General features: G+C 64.6%; 14 protein-coding genes, 1 pseudogene and 1 riboswitch. Of the genes and pseudogenes, 6 read left to right on the top strand and 9 right to left on the bottom strand.

The genetic code is table 11. From position 1 onward, the window contains the following. Positions 1-49 precede the first annotated feature (49 nt). Positions 50-1,768 (top strand): PAS domain S-box protein, encoded by a 1,719-nt coding sequence (locus E6K79_11450; GenBank protein TMQ62864.1) that lies wholly within the window; start codon positions 50-52, stop codon positions 1,766-1,768. On the opposite strand, the gene E6K79_11455 is transcribed toward E6K79_11450, so the two are convergent. Further along, positions 1,755-2,387, bottom strand: a complete 633-nt coding sequence (locus E6K79_11455; GenBank protein TMQ62865.1) for a thiamine diphosphokinase — start codon at positions 2,385-2,387, stop codon at positions 1,755-1,757. The genes E6K79_11450 and E6K79_11455 overlap by 14 nt on opposite strands. A gap of 103 nt (positions 2,388-2,490) precedes the next feature. Further along, positions 2,491-2,589: riboswitch (TPP riboswitch) on the top strand. Positions 2,590-2,656: 67 nt separating this feature from the next. Between E6K79_11455 and E6K79_11460 the strand changes: the two genes are divergently transcribed. The 3 genes from E6K79_11460 to E6K79_11470 are packed head-to-tail and all read left to right on the top strand — an operon-like array spanning position 2,657 to position 6,667. Next, positions 2,657-4,621, top strand: coding sequence for a TonB-dependent receptor (locus E6K79_11460; protein TMQ62866.1), 1,965 nt, complete (start codon positions 2,657-2,659; stop codon positions 4,619-4,621). Continuing rightward, on the top strand, positions 4,315-5,247 hold the full coding sequence (locus E6K79_11465; GenBank protein TMQ62867.1) for a TonB-dependent receptor: 933 nt from the start codon (positions 4,315-4,317) through the stop codon (positions 5,245-5,247). Before E6K79_11460 ends, E6K79_11465 begins: the two co-directional genes overlap by 307 nt. A gap of 31 nt (positions 5,248-5,278) precedes the next feature. Continuing rightward, positions 5,279-6,667, top strand: coding sequence for a sodium:solute symporter family protein (locus E6K79_11470; GenBank protein ID TMQ62868.1), 1,389 nt, complete (start codon positions 5,279-5,281; stop codon positions 6,665-6,667). Between the two features lie 225 nt (positions 6,668-6,892). Here E6K79_11470 and E6K79_11475 read toward each other — a convergent pair whose 3' ends face one another. The 5 genes and pseudogenes from E6K79_11475 to E6K79_11495 all read right to left on the bottom strand — a co-directional run bounded on the left by E6K79_11475 (position 6,893) and on the right by E6K79_11495 (position 13,817). After that, on the bottom strand, positions 6,893-9,079 hold the full coding sequence (locus E6K79_11475) for an SDR family NAD(P)-dependent oxidoreductase (protein ID TMQ62869.1): 2,187 nt from the start codon (positions 9,077-9,079) through the stop codon (positions 6,893-6,895). Positions 9,080-9,784: 705 nt separating this feature from the next. After that, a pseudogene (locus tag E6K79_11480) lies at positions 9,785-10,126 on the bottom strand (carboxypeptidase regulatory-like domain-containing protein). After that, a complete protein-coding gene (locus tag E6K79_11485; protein ID TMQ62870.1) occupies positions 10,060-10,530 on the bottom strand; it encodes a hypothetical protein in 471 nt (156 codons plus the stop codon). Before E6K79_11485 ends, E6K79_11480 begins: the two are co-directional and overlap by 67 nt. 89 nt (positions 10,531-10,619) lie before the next feature. After that, complete coding sequence (locus tag E6K79_11490; GenBank protein ID TMQ62871.1) at positions 10,620-11,513, bottom strand: carboxypeptidase regulatory-like domain-containing protein; 894 nt, start codon at positions 11,511-11,513, stop codon at positions 10,620-10,622. 102 nt (positions 11,514-11,615) lie between these two features. Next, complete coding sequence (locus E6K79_11495; protein ID TMQ62872.1) at positions 11,616-13,817, bottom strand: M1 family metallopeptidase; 2,202 nt, start codon at positions 13,815-13,817, stop codon at positions 11,616-11,618. A gap of 23 nt (positions 13,818-13,840) precedes the next feature. On the opposite strand from E6K79_11495, the gene E6K79_11500 reads away from it, so the two are divergent. Then, a complete protein-coding gene (locus E6K79_11500) occupies positions 13,841-14,377 on the top strand; it encodes a hypothetical protein (protein ID TMQ62873.1) in 537 nt (178 codons plus the stop codon). A 93-nt stretch (positions 14,378-14,470) separates the two neighbouring features. Here the strand turns inward: E6K79_11500 and E6K79_11505 are convergent, their stop codons facing one another. Next, entirely contained in the window at positions 14,471-15,091 is a 621-nt protein-coding gene (locus E6K79_11505) for a hypothetical protein (GenBank protein TMQ62874.1), read from the bottom strand. Between the two features lie 422 nt (positions 15,092-15,513). Here E6K79_11505 and E6K79_11510 point away from each other — a divergent pair, with 422 nt between their 5' ends. Further along, positions 15,514-17,046 (top strand): hypothetical protein, encoded by a 1,533-nt coding sequence (locus tag E6K79_11510; GenBank protein TMQ62875.1) that lies wholly within the window; start codon positions 15,514-15,516, stop codon positions 17,044-17,046. Between the two features lie 125 nt (positions 17,047-17,171). Here E6K79_11510 and E6K79_11515 read toward each other — a convergent pair whose 3' ends face one another. Beyond that, a complete protein-coding gene (locus E6K79_11515; GenBank protein ID TMQ62876.1) occupies positions 17,172-17,561 on the bottom strand; it encodes a helix-hairpin-helix domain-containing protein in 390 nt (129 codons plus the stop codon). A gap of 814 nt (positions 17,562-18,375) precedes the next feature. Then, complete coding sequence (locus E6K79_11520) at positions 18,376-19,722, bottom strand: sigma-54-dependent Fis family transcriptional regulator (GenBank protein ID TMQ62877.1); 1,347 nt, start codon at positions 19,720-19,722, stop codon at positions 18,376-18,378. Positions 19,723-19,785 lie beyond the last annotated feature (63 nt).

Raw genomic sequence — 19,785 nt, forward strand, 5'->3', positions numbered from 1 at the left:
TAACTTCCTCGGATTCGTGTCGCTACGCCGGACCGGGAGATCGCGCACCATGACCGTGCCGCCCATTCGAGGGTATTCGCCTTCCGCCGCAATCCCCATGGTGGGCGAGGCATTCTTGGAGTTCTTCGACCGCGCGCCGATCGGGCTCTTCCTCCTCGACAGCGATCGAAGGATCATTCGCGCGAACGAAGCGTTGGCCGAGCTCACCGGGATCGCCGCGTCGATCCTTCCCGATTCGTCTCTCCGACGTTTGCTCTCGCCCGAGGCCCCGCTGGATCTCGAGGATCGAATCTTCGAAGAGCTGAGCCGCTCCAACCAGTGGGACGGCGAGCTGGAGATGCGGACCTCGATCGGCGACACGAGCCCGATGAAGGTCTCGATCACCCCGGTCGGCTCGGACGGCAAAGGGCCGGTCCGCTACGTGGCGACGGTGATCGAGCTGGGCGAGCAGCGCTGGATCGAGGCCGAGTCGAGCCGCCGCGCGGCGGAGCTGGCAGCCTTCGCCTCGATCGCCGTCGCCGCCGGCAGCAGCGTCGACCCGAACGAAATGCTCAACACGGTGGCGCGCTCGATCGTCGACCGACTCGAGGTCGATGCTTGCTGGATCCACCGCTACGAGGCGGCCCACTCGCACATTTCGCTCGCCGGGGAGGCCAGCTATCTGAGTGGATCGTTGCGGCTCTCGCCCACCATGATTCCCGACGCGGTCAATCCGGCCGTCCTGCGCACGATCGAGACGCGGGAGCAGACCACCGAATCGGAGCTTCTCGACCGAAGCATCGCGACGATCGTGCACGCGCCGCTTCTCGCGCTGGACGAAATCGTGGGGGTCATCTCGATCCTGAGCGTGGAGGGAGAGAAGCTGAGCGCGCGGAACTCCGATCTCCTCCGCGCCGTGAGCTACCAGGTGGGCACTGCGATCCAGAACGTCCGCCTCCTCGAGTCGATCCAGGACCAGCAGGAGGAGCTCCAGGCCAAGAACGCGCAGCTCGAGCTCTACGTCGAAGAGCTGATGAACGCCGATCGCTTGAAGAACGAGTTCCTGGCGAACACGTCGCACGAGCTTCGGACCCCGCTCAACTCCATCATCGGCTTCCTGAATCTCGTGCTGGACGGTCTCTGCGAGAGCGAGGAGGAACAGAAGGAGTTGTTGGGACATGCCCTCCGGAGCGGGCGCCATCTCCTCGATCTGATCAACGACGTGCTCGACCTCTCGCGCATCGAGGCCGGGCGTCTTCAGCTCGAGCTGCGCGAGGTCGATCTCGCGTTCGTCCTCGCCGAGGTGCAGAGCACGCTGGCGGTCCAGGCCCTGGAGAAGCACCTCCAGCTCGCCATCGCCCCGCCGCCGCACGGCCTCAAGGTTTCCGCGGACGAGTCCCGCCTTCGCCAGGTGCTCATGAACATCGTCGGGAACGCCATCAAGTTCACGCAGCGCGGCGAAGTCCGGGTCAGCGTCGACGCCCCGGATGGATCGCCGTTCGTCGAGATCCGCGTGAAGGATACCGGGATCGGAGTCCCGGCCGACAGGCGGGAGCGCCTCTTCCGGAAGTTCTCGCAGGCTGACGCGTCGACGACGCGGAAATTCGGTGGCTCAGGGCTCGGCCTGGTCATCGTGAAGGAGCTGCTCGAGATGATGGGTGGGGGGGTGCGTCTGGACAGCGGGGGCGACGGGCTGGGCACCCTCGTCACGATCACCATCGTCCGCGCCGTCGGCCAATCGCCTGTATTTGGCGCCGACGCCCCGGGCGGTCCCGCTAGGTCTTCGTAAGCTCGATCACCAGAAGGTCGCCGCGCGCGATCCGGATCGATGCGGGATTCCTCTCCACGACGTTCGAGATCGAATCCTGGATTCCCATCTCGAGCCGCGAATCGCGCAGTCTGTATCGCAGATTATCCGTCGTGACCCCTTCCGCAGGCTCTCCCACCGCGAAAAACGAAACGACCGCTCCCGGTTTGCCTTCGATCGCGGCGGTCCCGCGTGCTAGCCAGGCTCGGCCGCTGTCGTCCTCCAAGATGAGCCGCGCCCGGTCGTGGTGACGGCGAAGGAGCGAGACGTGGCCGAGGACGTGGTCCAGGCGGCCCGCGCTCGCGCCCAGCAATGTGACGACGTCGAACGTGCCTTGCTTGAAGACCCACTCCACAGCCTTCTCGGTATCCGTGCGCTCCGTGTCGGCGTCGCGGATGATCGGGAGGTCGATGAAGTGAGCCAGGGTTTCGGTCGTCGCCGAGTCGAGATCTCCGATGATCGCGTGGGGCGTCAGGCCGAAGTCGCGCGCGACGTTCGCGCCTCCGTCGGCGCAAACAAAGAGGGACGATCGAGCCAGTGCGCGGGTGAGAGTCTCTCGGCTCGGCGGGAATCCGTTCGCGAGGATCACGGCGTTGGACATATCGCGAGCGTAACACTCGCGCAGGCAGGACGCCTGCTTTGTGATCGTCCAGCCGTGACGGAACCACCCCCTTGACAACTTCGCCGCTCCGCCTCAACCTCCCGGTAACCGTTAGGGGTGGCCGGAAAAACACCGGCCTGAGATCACACCCTATAAACCTGATCTGGGTCATGCCAGCGTAGGGAAACGGGGACAGACGAAGACCTTCCGCCTGGCCGCGTTCCCTCCGGAGCGCGGCCGGATCGTTTTTCGGGAAGGAAGGTGTCGTGGTGATGCGGCTTCGGCGGCGTGGTGGCACCGGATTCGTCTTGATGGTGTTGTTGGTATTGGTTGGGGGCGGTGTGTGTACGTCGGCTGTGGGAATAGCTCAGGAACCCCCGGCCCAGCCTTCCGGGCACGGTGCTACCGCAGGCCTCCGCGGCACCGTGCTGGATGCCGCTACTGGCCGCCCCATTCCCAACGCGCGCGTCACCATCCTGGGTCCTTCACCTATTGAAATGGTTACGGGTCAGGACGGCCGCTTCGAGGCCCCGATCCTGAATTCCGGTGCTTACGATGTCGAGGCCTCCCGCATCGGGTACGCTGCGCAGCACAGATTAGTCATTATTTCGGCGACGGACCCTACGTCAGGGACAGTGGAGTTCATACTCGAGCCCCGGGCACTCCCAAGCCCCGTCGTCGAGGTGACGACCACGCGCGCGGAGGAGCGTGCCTCTGCGGTCGCGTTCTCCGAGCTGGATCGCCCGAAGATCCAGGAGAAGTACTGGGCGCAGGATGTTCCGATGCTCCTCTCGGAGCTGCCCGGTGTCTACGCCTACTCCGACGCGGGGAACGGGGTCGGCTACTCCTACGTGAAGATCCGCGGCTTCCCGCAGCGCCGCGTCGCGGTCACGATCAACGGCATTCCGCTCAACGACCCCGAGTCGCACGAGGTCTACTGGGTCGACCATCCCGACCTGGTCGCGAGCGCGCAATCGCTTCAAGTCCAACGCGGCGTGGGGAGCGCGCTCTACGGCGCGAGCGCCGTGGGGGGATCGATCAACCTCGAGACCCTCGCCGGGCCCGGAGAACGCTCGGTCTCGCTCGAGACCGGCGCCGGGAGCTTTGGCACCCAGCGCTTCGCGCTTCAGTATCGGTCGGGTCTGGTCGGTGATTCCTACGCGCTTACCGGACGCTACTCCCGGATCTGGAGCGACGGATACCGAGAGCAGTCATGGTCGGACCTCTGGTCCTATTTCTTCTCCGCCGCGCGATTCGACTCGTGGCTCACCACTCGTCTGAACGTGTATGGCGGTCCGGAGCGCCTTCACCTCGCGTACTACGCGGTCGACCGGTCGTATCTGGACGGCAGGGTCACGGGCGATGCCGAGAAGGATCGCCGGTTCAATCCGCTTTCATGGCGGAACGAGACCGACAATTTCTTCGAGCCGCATTACGAGCTGATCCAGGACGTGAAGCTGAGCGAGAAGGCATCGCTCAGCTCTTCCGCGTTCTACTTTCCGGGGAAGGGGTACTACGACGACCTCCCCTACGGCCCGCAGACGTTCGCTTCGCGGCATCTGCCCGACTTCACGGTCGCCTCAAACACCCAGTACCCGTCCGCGTACTACGCCGACACGAGCGGCGCAGGGCCTTACACGGTCGTGGCCGCGGACATGACACAGCGACTCTGGGTGAAAAACAAGCACTACGGCTGGATTCCTCGGGCAAAGCTCCAGCATTCGCACGGTGCGTTGACCGTGGGCGGAGAGTGGCGCGAGCATGAGGGAAGGCACTGGGGCGAGCTGACCTGGGCGGCGGCCCTGCCGCCGGGTGTGGATCCTAACTCCGTCTTCTACGACTACACCGGCCGGGTCAACGTGATCTCGGGCTTTGCCCAAGAGGAATTTGAGCTGCGCCACGACCTCCAGGCGACCGGGAGCCTACAGTGGCGGCGAACGCGCTACGCGATCGGCAAGGATCGCTACAACGGCTACGACTTCAATCTCCACTACTCGTTCGTGAGCCCCCGCGTAGGGCTCAACTGGAACGCGACCGACCGGTGGAACGCGTTCGGCAGCTTCGCGCAAACCCAAGTGGAGCCGATCCTGGGAGAGATCTATCGCGCCGACGATCCGACCAGCGTGCCGCTCTTCCGCGTCCTCGATCCCGCGATTCACGTCTACGAGGACCCGCTGGTCGATCCCGAGAAGCAGGCGTCGGATACCGCCGCGGCGACGACTACCTCAAGCTGACCGGGTTCTGGCTCGACTTCAGAAATGAGATCGTCCCGAGCGGCCAGATCGGCGCCCTGGGCGTGCCGATCACCGGGAACGCCGCGCGGTCCTCGCACAAGGGGATCGAGTTCGAGGGTGGGAGTCGGCACCGGAGCGGCCTGGAGCTTTCAGGCAACCTCACCCTGAGCCGGAATCGATTCAAAGATTACCGCGAGTACGTCGATTCGGTGACGGTGAACGATTTCGGAGGGAACGCGATCGCGGGATTCCCGGATCGTCTCGCGAACCTGAACGTCGGCTATCGCCGCGGCGGCGCGCTCACCACCGTGGGGGTGGTCGATGTGGGGCGCCAGTACCTCGACAACACGGAGGATTATCGAAAGGACCCCAGCCTTAGGTCGGCGCCCGGATACCAGCACAAATTCGTCGAGGCGCACACGCTGTTGAACGCCACGCTGTCGCTCGATCTCGCCCGCCTCACAAGGACCCGCCCGCTCGGCGCGGAGGCGTTGGCTCTCGAGGTCCACGCTCAGAATCTGACCGACCTCAAGTATGAGACGGCCGGATACGTCTACGCCGACGTGCCCTACTTCTACCCGGCGTCGGGCCGAAGCGTCTTCGTGAGCCTGAGGGCGGAATTTTGATCCGACGCCGCGTGGACGGCCCGCCCCGGCCGTGAAATCCGCGCTCCAGCCGGTCGATCTCGCTCTCGTCGGGGCCTATTTCGTCTTCCTGCTCTTGGTCGGGCTCCGATTCTTCGGCGTCGCCCGGCGCGACGCCACCGAATACCTCCTCATGGGGCGCAAGCTCGCGCTCCCCTCGTTCGTGGCGACGCTCGTCACGACATGGTACGGCGGCATTCTCGGGGTCGGCGAGTTCAGTTATCGCTTCGGGATCTCCAACTGGCTGGTCTTCGGAGTTCCGTACCTGATCGCGAAGCGCGCGCGTCGTAGCCGCCTCTACACGGTTCCCGACCAGCTCGCGGCCGCGTACGGCAGGCCCGCGGGTCTCCTCGGGGCGGTCGTCATCCAGATCCTCTCGAGCCCCGCTCCCTACGTCCTCATGCTGGGCGTCCTGCTCCAGACGATGTTCGGGGGGCCGCTCTGGGTGGCGATCCTCGTGGGCACGGTCGTATCAACCGGCTACTCGCTCCGCGGCGGCCTCCGCTCCGTGGTGCGGGCCGACAACGTGCAGTTCATTCTCATGTACCTGGGCTTCCTGATCGCGCTGCCGCTCCTCGCCCTACGATACGGCGGGCTCGACTTTCTCCGCGCCCACCTTCCCGCGACGCACTTCGTCTGGCATGGCGGGAACGCGCCGCAGTACGTCTTTGTGTGGTACTTGATCGCGCTCCAGACCCTCGTCGAGCCGACCTTCTATCAGCGCGCCTTTGCCGCCGTCGACGAGCGCGTGGCCCAGCGAGGGGTCCTGATCTCGATCGGCTTCTGGATGATCTTCGACTTCCTGACGACATTCACCGGCCTCTACGCCCGGGCCCTCATGCCGCAGCTCGCGGATCCGGTTCGTGCCTACCCGGCCCTCGCGGTCGAGTTCCTCCCACCTGTTCTCCGGGGCCTTTTCTACCTCGGTCTCCTCGCGACCGTGATGTCGACCGTGGACGGCTACACGTTCATCGGAGGCGTGAATTTCGGACGCGATCTCATCTGGCGCTGGCGCCAGGAAGCAGACGAGTCGCGCGTGAATCGATATGTCCAAGTCGGATTCCTGATCACCGCGATCCTGGCGCTCGCGCTCGCGCTCTTCTTCCGCTCCGCCGTCGATCTGTGGCACGACGTGGGGTCCGTCGGCGTCCCCGCCCTGCTGGTTCCGCTGCTCTCTTCCTACAGTGATCGATGGCGGATGTCGCCGCGAGCGGCGGTCATCGCGATCGTTGCGGGTGGGGGAGTCTCGCTTGCGTGGTTGTTGTGGAGAAATTTCGGGGGAGCATCGGCGTACCCGCTCGGGCTCGAGCCGATCTATCCCGGCCTCGCCGTAAGCGCCCTCATTTGGGCCCTAAGAATTCGACCCGCAACAGGGAACCTTCCGGCCAAACCGGTGATCTAAATATATGAGAGGGGTGGGTAACCGCCTATGATTCCTACAGTTGACCCGGGTTGCCTCCTAGCCGGGCAGCAGGTGGGGTCTGACTCTCAGGAACCGATCAATCCGAGGACCCGCAAGAGCCTCGGAGTCCAAGCCCCGCCGGCGGAGCCCGGCGGGGATTTTTTTGCCCTCGAACGTAATCCAGTTCGAACCCGGATCGGAGGCGCGGCCGATTCTCTGGGCCGCTCAAACGCCGAGCACACGCCTCGAATAGTCGTTCGAGAACACGCCGCCGGGATCGAACCGATTCTTTGCCGCGAGGAAATCCTCGATGTTGGACGTCGGGTAGGCGCTCCGGATGGCATCGCATTCGGCGAAGAACTGCTTTCCCCAGTGGGGCCGCGCCGAAAGCGCGCGGATCGACTCGCCCTCGACGGCGCGCAGGAAGGGGTCTGACGAGCGTGCGCGCGGATCTGCGTGGATGTCGACGAACACGACGTCACGGTCGAAGTTCGGGCCGAGCAGGACGCTCTGTGCGGCACCGACGACGCGGCACGCGTAGTACGGACGCGCCGGGATGAGACCCGACATCCGCGGAAGGCTCTCCTCGTAGAGCTGCGCGAACTCCGGGTACCGATCTCGCGGTATCGCGAGCTCCATGTTCAGCCATCCGTTACGGTCGAAGGCGCGGCGCCCGATCTGTCCGAGGATTTCGTGCCTCTGGCGCTGTATCACGCCATCACGGACGAACAGCGACGTCGAGAACGGTACAACGACGGAGAGCTCGTGATGGCTGATCGAGAGAGCTCGCCCCAGCAGCCTCCTGACCGCGGGCATCCTGAGCCAGGGCAGGCCGAGCCACTCGAGACCGCTAGCCCGTGCGCCCATGTAACGGACCGGCCCGGTGGTGACGCGTTCGCCCGTGGTCCGATCGATCGTGAGGTACAGCATGGCCGCGTCGTCAAACGGATGCGGCCAGTACCGCAGGTACTCGTGAGAACTCGCCAGCTCGCTTAGGCGAGCTATGAGCTCCTGCCGCGGCATGCTCGCGACGCGGTACACGCACGGGACGGAGCGGTCGACGGCGAGGGTGACCTCAACGACGACGCCGAGCGTGCCGAGCCCGAGACGGAGTGCACGCAGGTCGTGCTCTGCGGAGACACGGACGAGCTGACCATCCGCACGCACCATCGTCACCGCCGTGACGAGCTCCGACATGAGCCCGCCGTCGCGGCCGTAGCCGTGGGTGCCCGTCGCAAGCGCGCCCGCGAGCGTCTGCCGTCCGTGGTTACCGCAATACCGGAGTGCGTAGCCGCGCTCATCGAGGTAGGCGCAGATCTCGTCGAGCGTGATCCCGGCCTCGCAGGTGATCGTGCTGCGATCCGGATCGAGCTCGAGGACCCGGTTCATCTTCGCGATCGAGATCATCGATGTACGCGAGAAGAAAATGTCATTGTACGAGTGCCGTTGCCCGACTATACGCACGTTGATCCCGTCGTCGGCGGCCTTGCGTACGAGCGCAGCAAGCTCTTCGACGTTCGCCGGCTGCCCAACCGCCGGCCCGAACGCGCGCCAGGTGCGCGCGTGGTTGGTGATCATCGCGCATGGCGCCGCGTCGGGGAGGACGGGCCGCAGGGCGGCGACCGACTCGCGCCACAGCGCCTCGGCGTGCGCCTCGTCGCGGCACCGGCCGCCCGGCGTCGCCGCGCGGCCGCGATCCCAGTACACGGACGTCGCCTCCGGCATTTCGATCACACGGATGATCTCGAGTGCCGCTTCCTCGGGTGTACGAACTCGCGACCACGCCCTCTCGATCCACGCGGAGGTCCTACCCTTGTGGCGGTGGATCTCCGTGTCAATGTAACCGGGTGAGATGATCTGGACGCGAAGGTCCGGATGAAGCTCCTGAAGCCGCAGGAAGAAGGTGATCGCGGCTTCCTTGGACTTAGCGTAGCGTTGGGAGAATCCGAGGAGCGGCCCGGCAGGGATCGCGGCGAGGCGGTGGGCCTCGCTCGCGACGTACACGATCTGCTTGAGCGCCGACGATCGACACCGGTCCAGGAGCAGGTGCGTCAAGAGGAAGTTCGATAAGTAGTTCACCTGCCAGTGCAGCTCGTGACCGTCACGGGTGATCACCCTCCTCCACGGGATGTGAACGCCCGCGTTGAGGACGAGCACGTCGATCGACCTACCCGAGGCGAGGATTCCAGCCGCGAACTCGCTGACCGACGCATGCGAAGCGAGATCGAGCGGGCGATGCAGCAGATCGCCGTCGACCTTGCGGCGCGAGCCAACGAGGACCGTGGTGCCGCGAGTCGCGAGCTCCGTCGACAGAGCGCGACCGATGCCGCTGCTCCCTCCGGTGAGAACGGCGAATCGCCCCTGTAGCGTGGTCCCCGCCTGCGCCTCCGCTTGAGGCACGACTCCCGTCATTCCCCTCCCCACGAATGCTCGATGGCCCTCATCATCAGTCTGCCGCTCCAAGAGGCATCGTCAGTGCGAATGCTCCTGGAGACAAGGAGTAAATCGCGTCTTCTGGGCACGCGTTTTCTGCGACTCTGATTGAAGCGAGGAGAGGTGCCGCGAGTACTAGCTAATGGAGGACGGGGGAACTTCCGAGGTTGATGTTCCCGCCACTTTCCGATCCCGCCCATCCCAGCGCACGAGATTCACCTCCGCATTCATCGCCGGCCCCGCCGCAGCCTCCCGCTCCAACCGCCCCGAACAGCTGTACACCTGCACCGTCACCGGCGAGGGACGTCCGCGCGTGACGTTGATGCCCACCTCGCGGCTCGCGAAGGCCCCCGTTGGGGAGAACACCCTCGGAGCAAATGGGCGCCCGGCCAGGGTCCCGTTACCTGTGATAACGCTCGACTCGGCGAAAAGCGCATACCGCCCGGCAGCGTGATCGGGAGAGCCACACTCCCGATCGTCTCGCCCAAGCGCTGCCAGCCCGAGCGGTTGAGTTATAGACCGCCAGGTGCGCAGAGGCTCTTCCCTGGAGAGCCTTTGGCCGATCATAGTCCCAACATTGCACCGGGGCGCAAGGAGCCACCATCGCGTGGCCGCCGTTGATGAGCGCTCACCCAAAGAATACGCCGACCCGTAAAGCGCCCACGATACGAGCTTGGTCGGCAGCTCCTGCATCGTAAAGACCACGGTGGTGGTGTCTCTTGCGTTCACCTGCATGTTGGTCTTCTCGGCCCAGCGGAATCCAACACACCTGACACGCAGCGTGTAGACACCGGGCGGAACGAACGAGGTCGTGAAGTATCCCGTCGAGTCAGTGCGCGCTGCCCTCTGGCTATTCAAGACCAGCACGTTCGCTCCTTGAATCCCGATCCCTCTCTCATCCACAACCTTTCCGGCGCCGGTGCCTGAACGATCACCAAGAGGAGACGCATGAGCGGGGTTCAGCAAACAGGTGAGGAAGACCAGGTGGATGAACCCCGACCTCGCTTCCGGCCCGCGGTTCGGCAGTCAAACAGGTTGACGAGGGAATAGAGGTCGATTGCGTCTAGATACGGACGCAGCGCGGGCCGGCTGATGACCGGGCACCTCATGCAGAAGGTCCAGCCGGAGGTGTTCGTATCGCGCTCGATCTCGGCGGGTATGTCAAGACACGAGAGGAAAATCCGGTGGGTCTCCGTCCCCGCTTTGATGTCGCGATTCAAGAACCGCTCGAGCGCCTGGTGGCCAGGGCAGGTCGAATCGACTTCGAAGAGCCCGGGCCCGAACCGATAGTCCACCGTCCAAACGCCATTGCCGAACGGCCCCAGAAGGTCGCCGCGAAAGAGCTCGCGGTTAAGTAAGCGAAGGGGCTCCTGATCCTCCTTCATGACCCCCTGGGTCGCGACGAAATTGGAGTCTGCCCGACTGCTCACGACCCCGCGTCTACGGATAGCGTCCGGCTTACCTTCCCAGTTCATGACTTCGCGAATATGGGCCGACGCCTCTCCGGGCCAAAAGATCGCTAGTCGAGGTCACCACGCTCGAGCGCTATCTCCTCGTCGGCTACGTCGTCGAACAGCCGGATGTGAAGCGTGTCGGGTTCTGGCCGTGGCGGCACCCAAGTCGAGTCCCGCACCAGCCTATACGAGAGTTCCCCGAGGGTATCCGCCCGGTAGCTATTAACGTTGAGCTGCATTTGTGAGCACTCGAACAATGGATGGATCCTTCTATGCGATGGGTAGCCCACCCGGAGCGCCGGCATGGGCTTCACGATGTCCCGTTCGGACGTCACCTTCATCCGATCGAGGCGCCTTACACTCTTCAGGGACCCGGAGGTAATCCGTGCCGCAATCAGGATCGCGTTGTGCACGGCTGTCACTTCCGCAGTGGCGACCTCCCTGCCGTTGTCGTGAAATCGCAGGCCGGCCCCGGAACCGAGCCACAGGGAATCGTGGGAAGCTAGGTAGACGCGATCGCCTTGGGCCCAAATGACGCGCGCGTTGAGAGCGCCTGCGCTGCCTGGCCCGGCCCTGACGGGGTCGCCCCAATTCTTGAGCGGACGCGCCCGCGTCGGGTACTTCGGACTCATCGAAAAGTTCACCTTCGTCGTGCCATAGGCCTTCACACGCACATTGGGCCGTTCTATTGACTGGTAGCCAATGGCATGGACCCTCATCGTGTACGTCCCCTCAGGAACTCTGGGAAAAGTGAATTGGCCAGTCGAATCGCTTAGCGCACCCAGCTGGGCGCCCAGGATCAGAACATTTGCCCACAGGATTCCGACCCCGTCCTTGTCGGAAACTCTGCCAGAAACCGTTGCGGCATCAATCGCTGCCCTCACGTCTTGCGCGAGTAGGAGGAATAGGCAAGCGAGGATCACGCGGATTCTGGCGGATCGACCTGGCGGTGGTTTCATGGCTACAGGGGGGGACTTTCAGGATCTCGTACCGACTCGGAGCAGGACACTCACATCCTACCACTACGCGAGGGTGCAGGGTGAGGCGGGGCGCCAGCACGCCTACCAATCAACATCCTCCACATCGCACAGCACCGATTCCAGATCGTTGAACACGATCCGCTTTGGCTCCATCGCTAAGGGCGGAAGGTCGAACTCCGAGTGGCGGCCCTTCACGAAGACGCGCACCCTCGCGAACTTGTCACCGCCGAAGTCGATGAAGAGCGGCACGAACATTTGGAAGTCGTCCGGCACGTTCTCCTGGTCCACACGGCAGCTGACCTTGAATTTCCCGTCGGCCCCCGGAGCCGCGTGCCACGCGAACCGGTAATGCGGCACCCCGGTGCCGTAGACCCACTCGCGGAAGAACCACGACATGTTGCGGCCTGCCTGCTTCTCGACGACGCGCTGGAAGTCGGCGGTGGTGGCGTCCTTCTCCGCATACGAGCTGTAGAACTCCCGCATCACATTTCCAAAGCCGCCGTCCCTCGTCGTGTCGAGATCCAGGAACAGGTTCCGCAGCATGTGGAGCACCCACGCGCCCTTGTCGTAGACGATGATCCGGTAGTCCTCGGCCGTCGTGCTCGTTCTCGTGCGGGGCCCTAGCCAGATCGGCCCGGCCTCCTGGCCACCTCCGAGCAGAAACTTTCGATTCTTTAGGATGCGCTCGCGGGATTGCCTTAACGCATCGAGGTAGCGCTTGCTGTCGGTCGACGCGGCCTGGAGGTAGCGGAGCGCAGAGAACTCGGCGAATGCCTCGCTCAGCCACCGGTCGTGGTATGTCGCCGGAACAACGCCCAGGGCGCCCCACCATTGGTGCGCGACCTCGTGCGCGCGCAGCATCTCGTCGGAGCCCTCGGACTGGGTGTTGTAGAACGTGCTCCAGTCCAGGTGGATGAGGCCGGGATAGGCCACGCCAAGGAAGGAATGCTCGAAGGGATTCTCGGCGACGTAGAAGCGCTGGAGCCGGGTCGGGCCGTAGAGGGCTTGAAAGAACGCGAAACTGTTCGCGACGTCCGCCCCGACCTGCTTCTCCATATCCCTGCCCGGCGCGAGACCCTGCCCCATCAAAGACTCGCCCGCCGATTCACGTACGAGGCGGTGCGCCGATTCGGCCATGAGGATCGTGACCGGAGGAATCTTCTCCGCCTGGATCGTGTGCTCCTTGTAGATCCCGATCATGAACGAACATTGGGAAATCGGCGTCGCCACCTTCCATGCGGTCCGAATCGTGTTGCCCTTCCGTTCGGGTGCGGCGGGCTCGCCCACCGACGCCAGGGTGTACGACTCCGGGTACTCGAACTCCAGATCGTACGTCGACCGCAGGCCCGGGACGACGCGCGGATACCAGTAGGAGCCGGGATCGAACCGGACCCAATCGTCCTCGCGCTGAACGACGACGCCGTGATACCGGACGCGGAGGGTTCGCTCCTCGCCCCGCGCGAGGGGGTGATCGCACGCCACCCAAAGGATGAGCGCATCCGGCCCCTTGAAGTAGTCGGCCGCCTGACCGCTCTCCCACTGCACGGCGTCGACATCGAGATCTTGGTCGAGGGCCAGGGCGAGCCAGTTCTGCCCGTCCTCGAGCGACCGGAAGCGGACCTCGGTCTCGGCGGTCAGCCGAAGACCGCCGTCGAATCGAGATCGGACCTGATAGTGCTCGGCATCGTAGCTCGCGGTGTAGTCGCACCCCGGAATCGCACCGCTCTCGCGATCGGCCTCGAGCGGAAACTGGCAGATGATCTCGCGATTTCGGACCCGATTCTGGAAGGCCATCGCCTTCACCGGTCGCCAGAGCTGAACCTGCTCGGTCTGGAACGGGTCGACCTCGAAGATCACGTTGTCCCCGCTTCCGGTCTGCTCGATATACGCGAAAAACAGCTCGTTCGAGGACCCTTCGAGGCAGGTCTTGCCGACGGAATAGTTGATATCCATCGACTTTCGGTCGAGGAGCAGATCGAGGGTCTTGCGCATGACGGCGGCCGCCTTCTTGTCGACCGCTCCCGGGACGTACTTCGCTTGGGATGCCAGCTCGACCAGCGTGGTATCCGCGAACAAGATGGCGAGCGCTTCGAAGTTCACGACCAAGGACTCGGTCTTGTAATAGCGCTTGAGCTGATCGCGTTCGATCTCGGTGGGAGGACGGAACGAGAACCTGCCCTGGCCCGTGAAGACGGCGCCCCAAACGCGACCTTCGACCGGGCGGAAGAGAGCCATCTGGCCGTCGATGAACTCGAAAGTGGCCAGGTCGCGTTTCAGGGTCAAACCATGGACGGCGGCGACCCGCGTTGGATCGGGCGCGATGTCGGCGAGCTGCGCGAAGGACTTCTCGTATTGGGTCGCGGCGAAGGCGGTGTGGGGAGGCGCGGAGAGGCCCGGGAGGAGGAGGAGGCAGAGTCCGGCGGCAGCCGCGGCGAAGGGACGCCGGGCGCGGCCCGGAGCGGCTTCACCCTGGCGATTCATCGGTATCCTCCGGAGCCTGCGGCCGGCAAGGGTGCCGCCTACTGGAGGGGGTCTCTATTGAGAATGATCCGCGAGCGGCCAATAGGCAACGCAATCTTGGATGTGGGGCCTTTGTGGTGGCCCAGCCAGTGTCCGCCGACCTCCCAACCGGCCGCCTCTTAGGATCGTCCGAAGGTGTCTCTCACAGGGTGGGACATCTGGGGTCTCCCGAGGCAGGCCCGGTGGCGCCACTTCGCTCGCTTGCGCGTCATCGCAAGCCGAGTCGCAATCGCAGCTATCATGGCCGCCGCAGTATCAGGCGCGCTGTGAGGCCATGTGCAACTCCAAAGAGAAGCAGCATCCAATACAGCGCAAGATGGTAGACGTTGTGGACCCATAGCAACGCCATCGCATAGACGCACGCTAAACACGTCAACAACAAGATGCGTCGCATCAGAGGACTGAGCTCCAGAAGTTCACGGCGCACGCGAAGGTTGTGCCTCCAACACCAGCCGCGAAGCAGCCTCCGTATGCGGCGGTGGAAGCGAGGCACGTGATCGCTGTCGCGCCCACACCACCGACGTAACATCCTCCCATTCTCGGAAGGCAATCCGGAATCGCTTCTGCGGTGAAAGCCCGCCCGGTCGCCAGGGTGCCGGTGCGAAGTCAGCGGGGCGAAGAACTTCCCTTACCCCGTTCAACGCAGGATCCCAAACGTAGATGCTACCGTCCATGCCGAAATCTGGATCCGGGCGGATCTTAACCGCCCCCGTGACGACAGTCACAGCCGAGCGAGTCTGCGTCAGCACGCCCTTCTCTTTGAGGATGGCATTCCAATAGGGCACATCCAAGGCCTTATCGGTTCCATCGGTGCGAGCGATTGCCTGGTCAGCGGGGCATCTCTCGAAGCCCTGGGCTGTAAGCCACTGGTCGATAGCCTTGCCTTCAGGCGTCGCCAAGGCAAGTCGGATCTCACGCTCCGTCGCCGTCTCATCAAGCACGACCGGTGTCTCGGTCGGCGTGAGAGGCTCAACAGGCGACTTCGAACAGGCAGGGAGAAAACTGACCAGGATCAAGCACAACAGTAACCGCAGCATCCGCCACCTCCTTCAAGGATGAGCAACGAATCCGCAGCAGCACCTTGGTTGGCTGTAGGCGCGATCCTGCGATGATGCTGTGCCGCGTTCCCGCACTCAACAATTCTTTGCGGTAGGGAGGGATCAGCTAGAGAAAGAGACACAGCACGGGGCGTGCCGGCTCGCGAGGTTTCGAGCAAGGTGGCTGATAGAATTCCGAGGCACTTAGCACAACTCATCGCGTCGAACGTCCGACGCTGTCGAACTCCGAGGCTGACGCGGGTGAACTCGCAACAACGCGAAGGCCCCATCATCTCTTGCCACCTGGGCCTCTATCTCCCGATAGATTGGTTAGGCTGCCGGCATGCGCGGGAAGGTACCGCCACGCGCCCGGGCAAATGTCAACGCGACCGGGGCGCCCGCCTCGGCTATCCTGGCTGGGCATGGATCGCAAATCCCTACCGCTCCGAGACGCCGTCGCGTGGGCTTTACTCGCCGCTGTCCTCGCGACGGCGTTCGCACTCGCGACCTACCCCAACGTGCCCCCCGCGAGCGACGTTTGGGATTACTCACAGGAGGCGAGGCAGCTCGCGCGCGGGGAAGGGTTCACCTCCCTCTACACCTATCCCACGCACCTGGGGCACGACTCAGCCCCCTTTCCGGTGCGGTGGCGAATGCCACTCTACGCGGCCTTCGGCGCGATACTCCTAAAGCTCAGCGTCCCGCTCCCTGCGGGGTATTTCACGATCGGCATTGTTTCGCACGCGCTCCTCGTCGGGCTCCTCTTCCTCCTCACGACACATCTCCATTCCGCGCGGGCGGGAGCGATCGCCGCCGCGGCCGCGATCGCGTCGCCGCTCCTCCTTGATCCATACAGCGCGGCGCTCTCGCAGCTCCCCGCGACGGCGCTCGCGCTTGGGGTATGGCTTCTACTCTTACGAGGAGGCGGGACTCTCTCGGCGTGCGGTGCGGCGATTCTCGCCGCGGCCGCCTGGTACCTGAGAGGCGAGTCCCTCGTAATGGTCCCTGTGTGGATCTGGGCGGCGTCCTCCGGTGGTCGCCCTCGCCGGGGCGCCGCATTCGCGCTCTTCTACGCAGCGCTCTGTATTCCCTGGATCATCACGCTCCGGGCGAGCGTGGGCGCGGCGGCGCCGATCCAAGGGAACCCGATGCTCCTCTATACCGCGCAGTATCCTGGCTACTCCTCCGCGCGCACATACGGGGAGGCGCTACCGGGGATGCTCGCGTACGCGATTCATCACCCGGCCGCGCTCCTCTGGAGATTCGCCAAGGACGCGGTGGGATATTGCGTCGATCTTCTCTGGGGATTGGGACCAATCGCGGTGGGGTTGGGGATCGCGGGACTCTTGCTTCGCGAGGCGAATGCCCGATGGCGCTCGCTCGCCCCGGCGCTTCCGCTCCTTCTCGCCGCGGCGATCCAGATCGCGGCCTTCTCGCTCCTCGAGCGGAGCCCTCGGTTTCTCGTCCCCGCGGTGCCGCTTCTCTGTGCGGCGCTCGGCATCGCAGCGGCGCCGTCGCTCGACCGATTCTGCGGTCGGAGGATGGTCGTCGCGATCTTCGCTCTGCTCCTCCTGGAGCGGGCCGCGACGCTGGCGTTTGCAACGCGGGAGGCGGCGCGGCGCTTTCCACCGCTTCCGCCAGCACTCGCCGCGGAGCTGGCGGGACACATCCAAGGCCAACCCCGCTCCGCGCTCCTCTGGACCGACGTTCCGGACTGGATCGCGTGGCATCTCGATCGGCCGGCCCTGCTACTCCCGCTGCGGCGCCAATCAGACCGAGTGGCGGCCGATCACCCCACCGCGGGAATCTTCCTCTCGCCCAACGCCGGCGCGCGGAACTTGGCCGACGGGGAAGTCGAGTGGGCTCGGCGGATCGAGCGCGGGGAGCCAATCCCGAAATTCGTCGGACCGGATCTCCTCACCGGCGGCGCGCGGCTCTACCTGCCCGCCCGCTAGGGGCGCCAGAGAGCCAGTGGACCGGAGAGCGGGATCATGCGCGCATTACCAACCTCCTTCATCTCCGACGGGGAGACTCAGGAAGCCAGCACAACCCACACTCTCCGACCACATAGCCCCACCGGCTACTTCTTGTTGAGGGACGCAGCCTTCGTGTGCGCCATCTTTCCGGTCGTGATCATCATGGAGAGCTTCTTGAACTCTTCCTTCGTCACGATGTTCTTCTCGACCAGCTGGCTCTTGGACTTGAACGGACGGGCCGCAATGACCTTGTCGGCGGTCTCGTCGGTCAGGCCCGGGAGGGTCATCAACTCCTCCTTCGTCGCCGTGTTGAGGTTGATCTTCGGCGCGGCGTGCGCCTTGGTCGCGTGGTGCTTCTCGTGCGCCGCCGGTGCAGCCGCCGGCGGCGTCGTGGCTGGCGGGGTCGTGGACTGAGGCGTCTGCTGCGCGAGCGCCGCAAACGGGACGACCAGACCGAACGCCAGTACCCAAAGAACGTGCTTCGAGCGAATCATACTGGTTCTCCTAGCGAGGGCGAATGGAGGCGCGCCGCCGTGCCCTCATGGCGAACGGCGCGAGGGGGGCCATAGAGCCCTTCCGGTGGAAACGAGTTGGACTGGAAACGACTTGGGAGTTGTGGAACGGGAGTTTGAAGAAGGAGGACGACCTGTGTCTCTGTAACGGGGCAGGGAGCGCAGCGACGTTCCGGGTGGCAGACCCGAGACGCAAAATGCTGTGGACCCGCGCGCGGGGGACCGCGCCCTGAGATCACATGGTCGTCCATATAGCTGTGCCCTATGGACTGCGAGGCGCCGATGCGCCACGCGATCATCTGCGGATGATTATCTTGAATGGATTCCAGCGCGGCGACCTGGCCCCCGAACTTGGTCCGAATCGGGGACTGATGCGAGATCGGCCGCGGGTTGGTGCGGGCGGGGGGACGGGGCGCGGGTCGGCTCGAGGGGTCAGGGATTGACTGGGACGCCCACCTCAAGTGCGTGCGCGGGTGCCTGGACGCAGGGTGGGACGTGCGCGGCGATCCGTGGTGGCGGGCACCGGCGGCGGCCGCCGGGGGAGCGCTTCCGAGGATGGCGAGGACTCCAATCGCCACCCCGAACGCGAAGACCCGCAATGACTTCATCCCAACCCTCCTGGTCGCTCGGGAGGCCGACCCGGCCCCCCCTATAGCGCGTTCCCACATACCCCCAGGGCCCGGGGTGGTTCCGCCGACCGCATCCCGTGCGGTTACTACCCCTATAGCACTATGGGGCTCGCGGGGGAAGCGACTTTGCAAGATGGCGGCAGGGCGTCAGGCACCTACCCGGGGGGCTATTCGTTGACCAGGTATTCTTCGGGGCGGATGCGGAGCGACTGGATTTTGTAGATGAGCGTGGTGCGCTTCATGTTGCCCAGGCTCCGTGCTGCCTCGGCCTTGTTGCCTTGGTGGGCGCGGAGCGCCCGGAGGATGACGTCGCGTTCAGCGGTGACTTCCGCTCGACGCTCCCGATCCCGGAGGAGGCTCCCGGCGGACTTGGCGCGTTGCCTCGGGAGGAAGGCGTCACGACTCACGATGGAACCGCTCTGAGCGAGCGCCACCACACGCGCAATCTCGTGCTTCAATTCCCTCACGTTGCCGGGCCACGAGTAGGCGCAAAGCATCGCCTCCACGTCATCCGCCAACGTCAGCGACTTCTTCGATGTTGCGATCGCCTGGGCCCAGAAGTACCGGAAGAGCGCCCGGACGTCCTCCTCCCTGTCTTGCAGTTGAGGGAGCGTTACCGAGACGCCATTCAGTCGATAGTAGAGGTCGCGGCGAAAGACACCGCGCTCGACAAGGTCTTCGAGGCTGGCGTTCGTCGCCGCGACAATGCGAACGTCGATTGTTCTGATGTCATCGCGGCCCAACGGTCTGAGCTCACCCGTCTCGAGCACGCGGAGGAGCGTCGACTGCGCCGCGGGCGACAGCTCGCCAATTTCATCAAGAAAAAGTGTTCCAAGATGCGCGGACGCGATAAGCCCCTCCCGGGACGATACCGCTCCCGTGAACGCGCCCCGTTCGTGACCGAAGAATTCGCTGTCGATCAGATTTGGACTCACGGCGCCGCAGTTGATGGGAATGAAGGGTCCTCTGCGTCGATCGCTCATCAAGTGCAGTGCCTTCGCAAGGAGCTCCTTCCCAACTCCGCTCTGCCCCGTAATCAGCACCGGGATCCGGCTCGGAGCGACGCCTTGAATGATTGCGACCGCCTCGCTCACGTCGGGGCTGCACGTGATGATTCCGAAGCGAAGAGCTCCCCGGTCCAGTTTGTCGAGACCAGCGAGGGCCGCAATACCGGGCTCGTCCGCCTGCGGGTCGGGCTGCGTCTCGAAGCCCAGTAGCTTTTCGAGGAGCTTGACCTGATAAGGAAGGCCGAGACGTTCAAAGATCGCTCGTGCCTCCCAGAGTTGGCGGCGGCCGAGCGCTTTCTCGTCAGGGGTATTTCCTTGGAGGCGGGCCTCGCCAAGCCATTGAGTCGCGCGCGCAAGCTCGTATGGAATCTCATAGGACCTGGCGAGCTCGATCCCCTCCAGCGAAAGGCGGATCGCCTTCCTCGGATTACCCGCTGCCCAGTTGGCCATCGCGAGCACGCGATGCGTCGCGCACTCCTCGTAGCGATCCCCGGTGTCGCGAGCCACGCGCAGGCCCCGCTCGCAGGAGAGGATGGCAGCGTTGGGGTCGCCGAGATTGACGAGGGTTTC

Source organism: Candidatus Eisenbacteria bacterium, assembly GCA_005893305.1.
Lineage (GTDB): Bacteria > Eisenbacteria > RBG-16-71-46 > SZUA-252 > SZUA-252 > WS-9.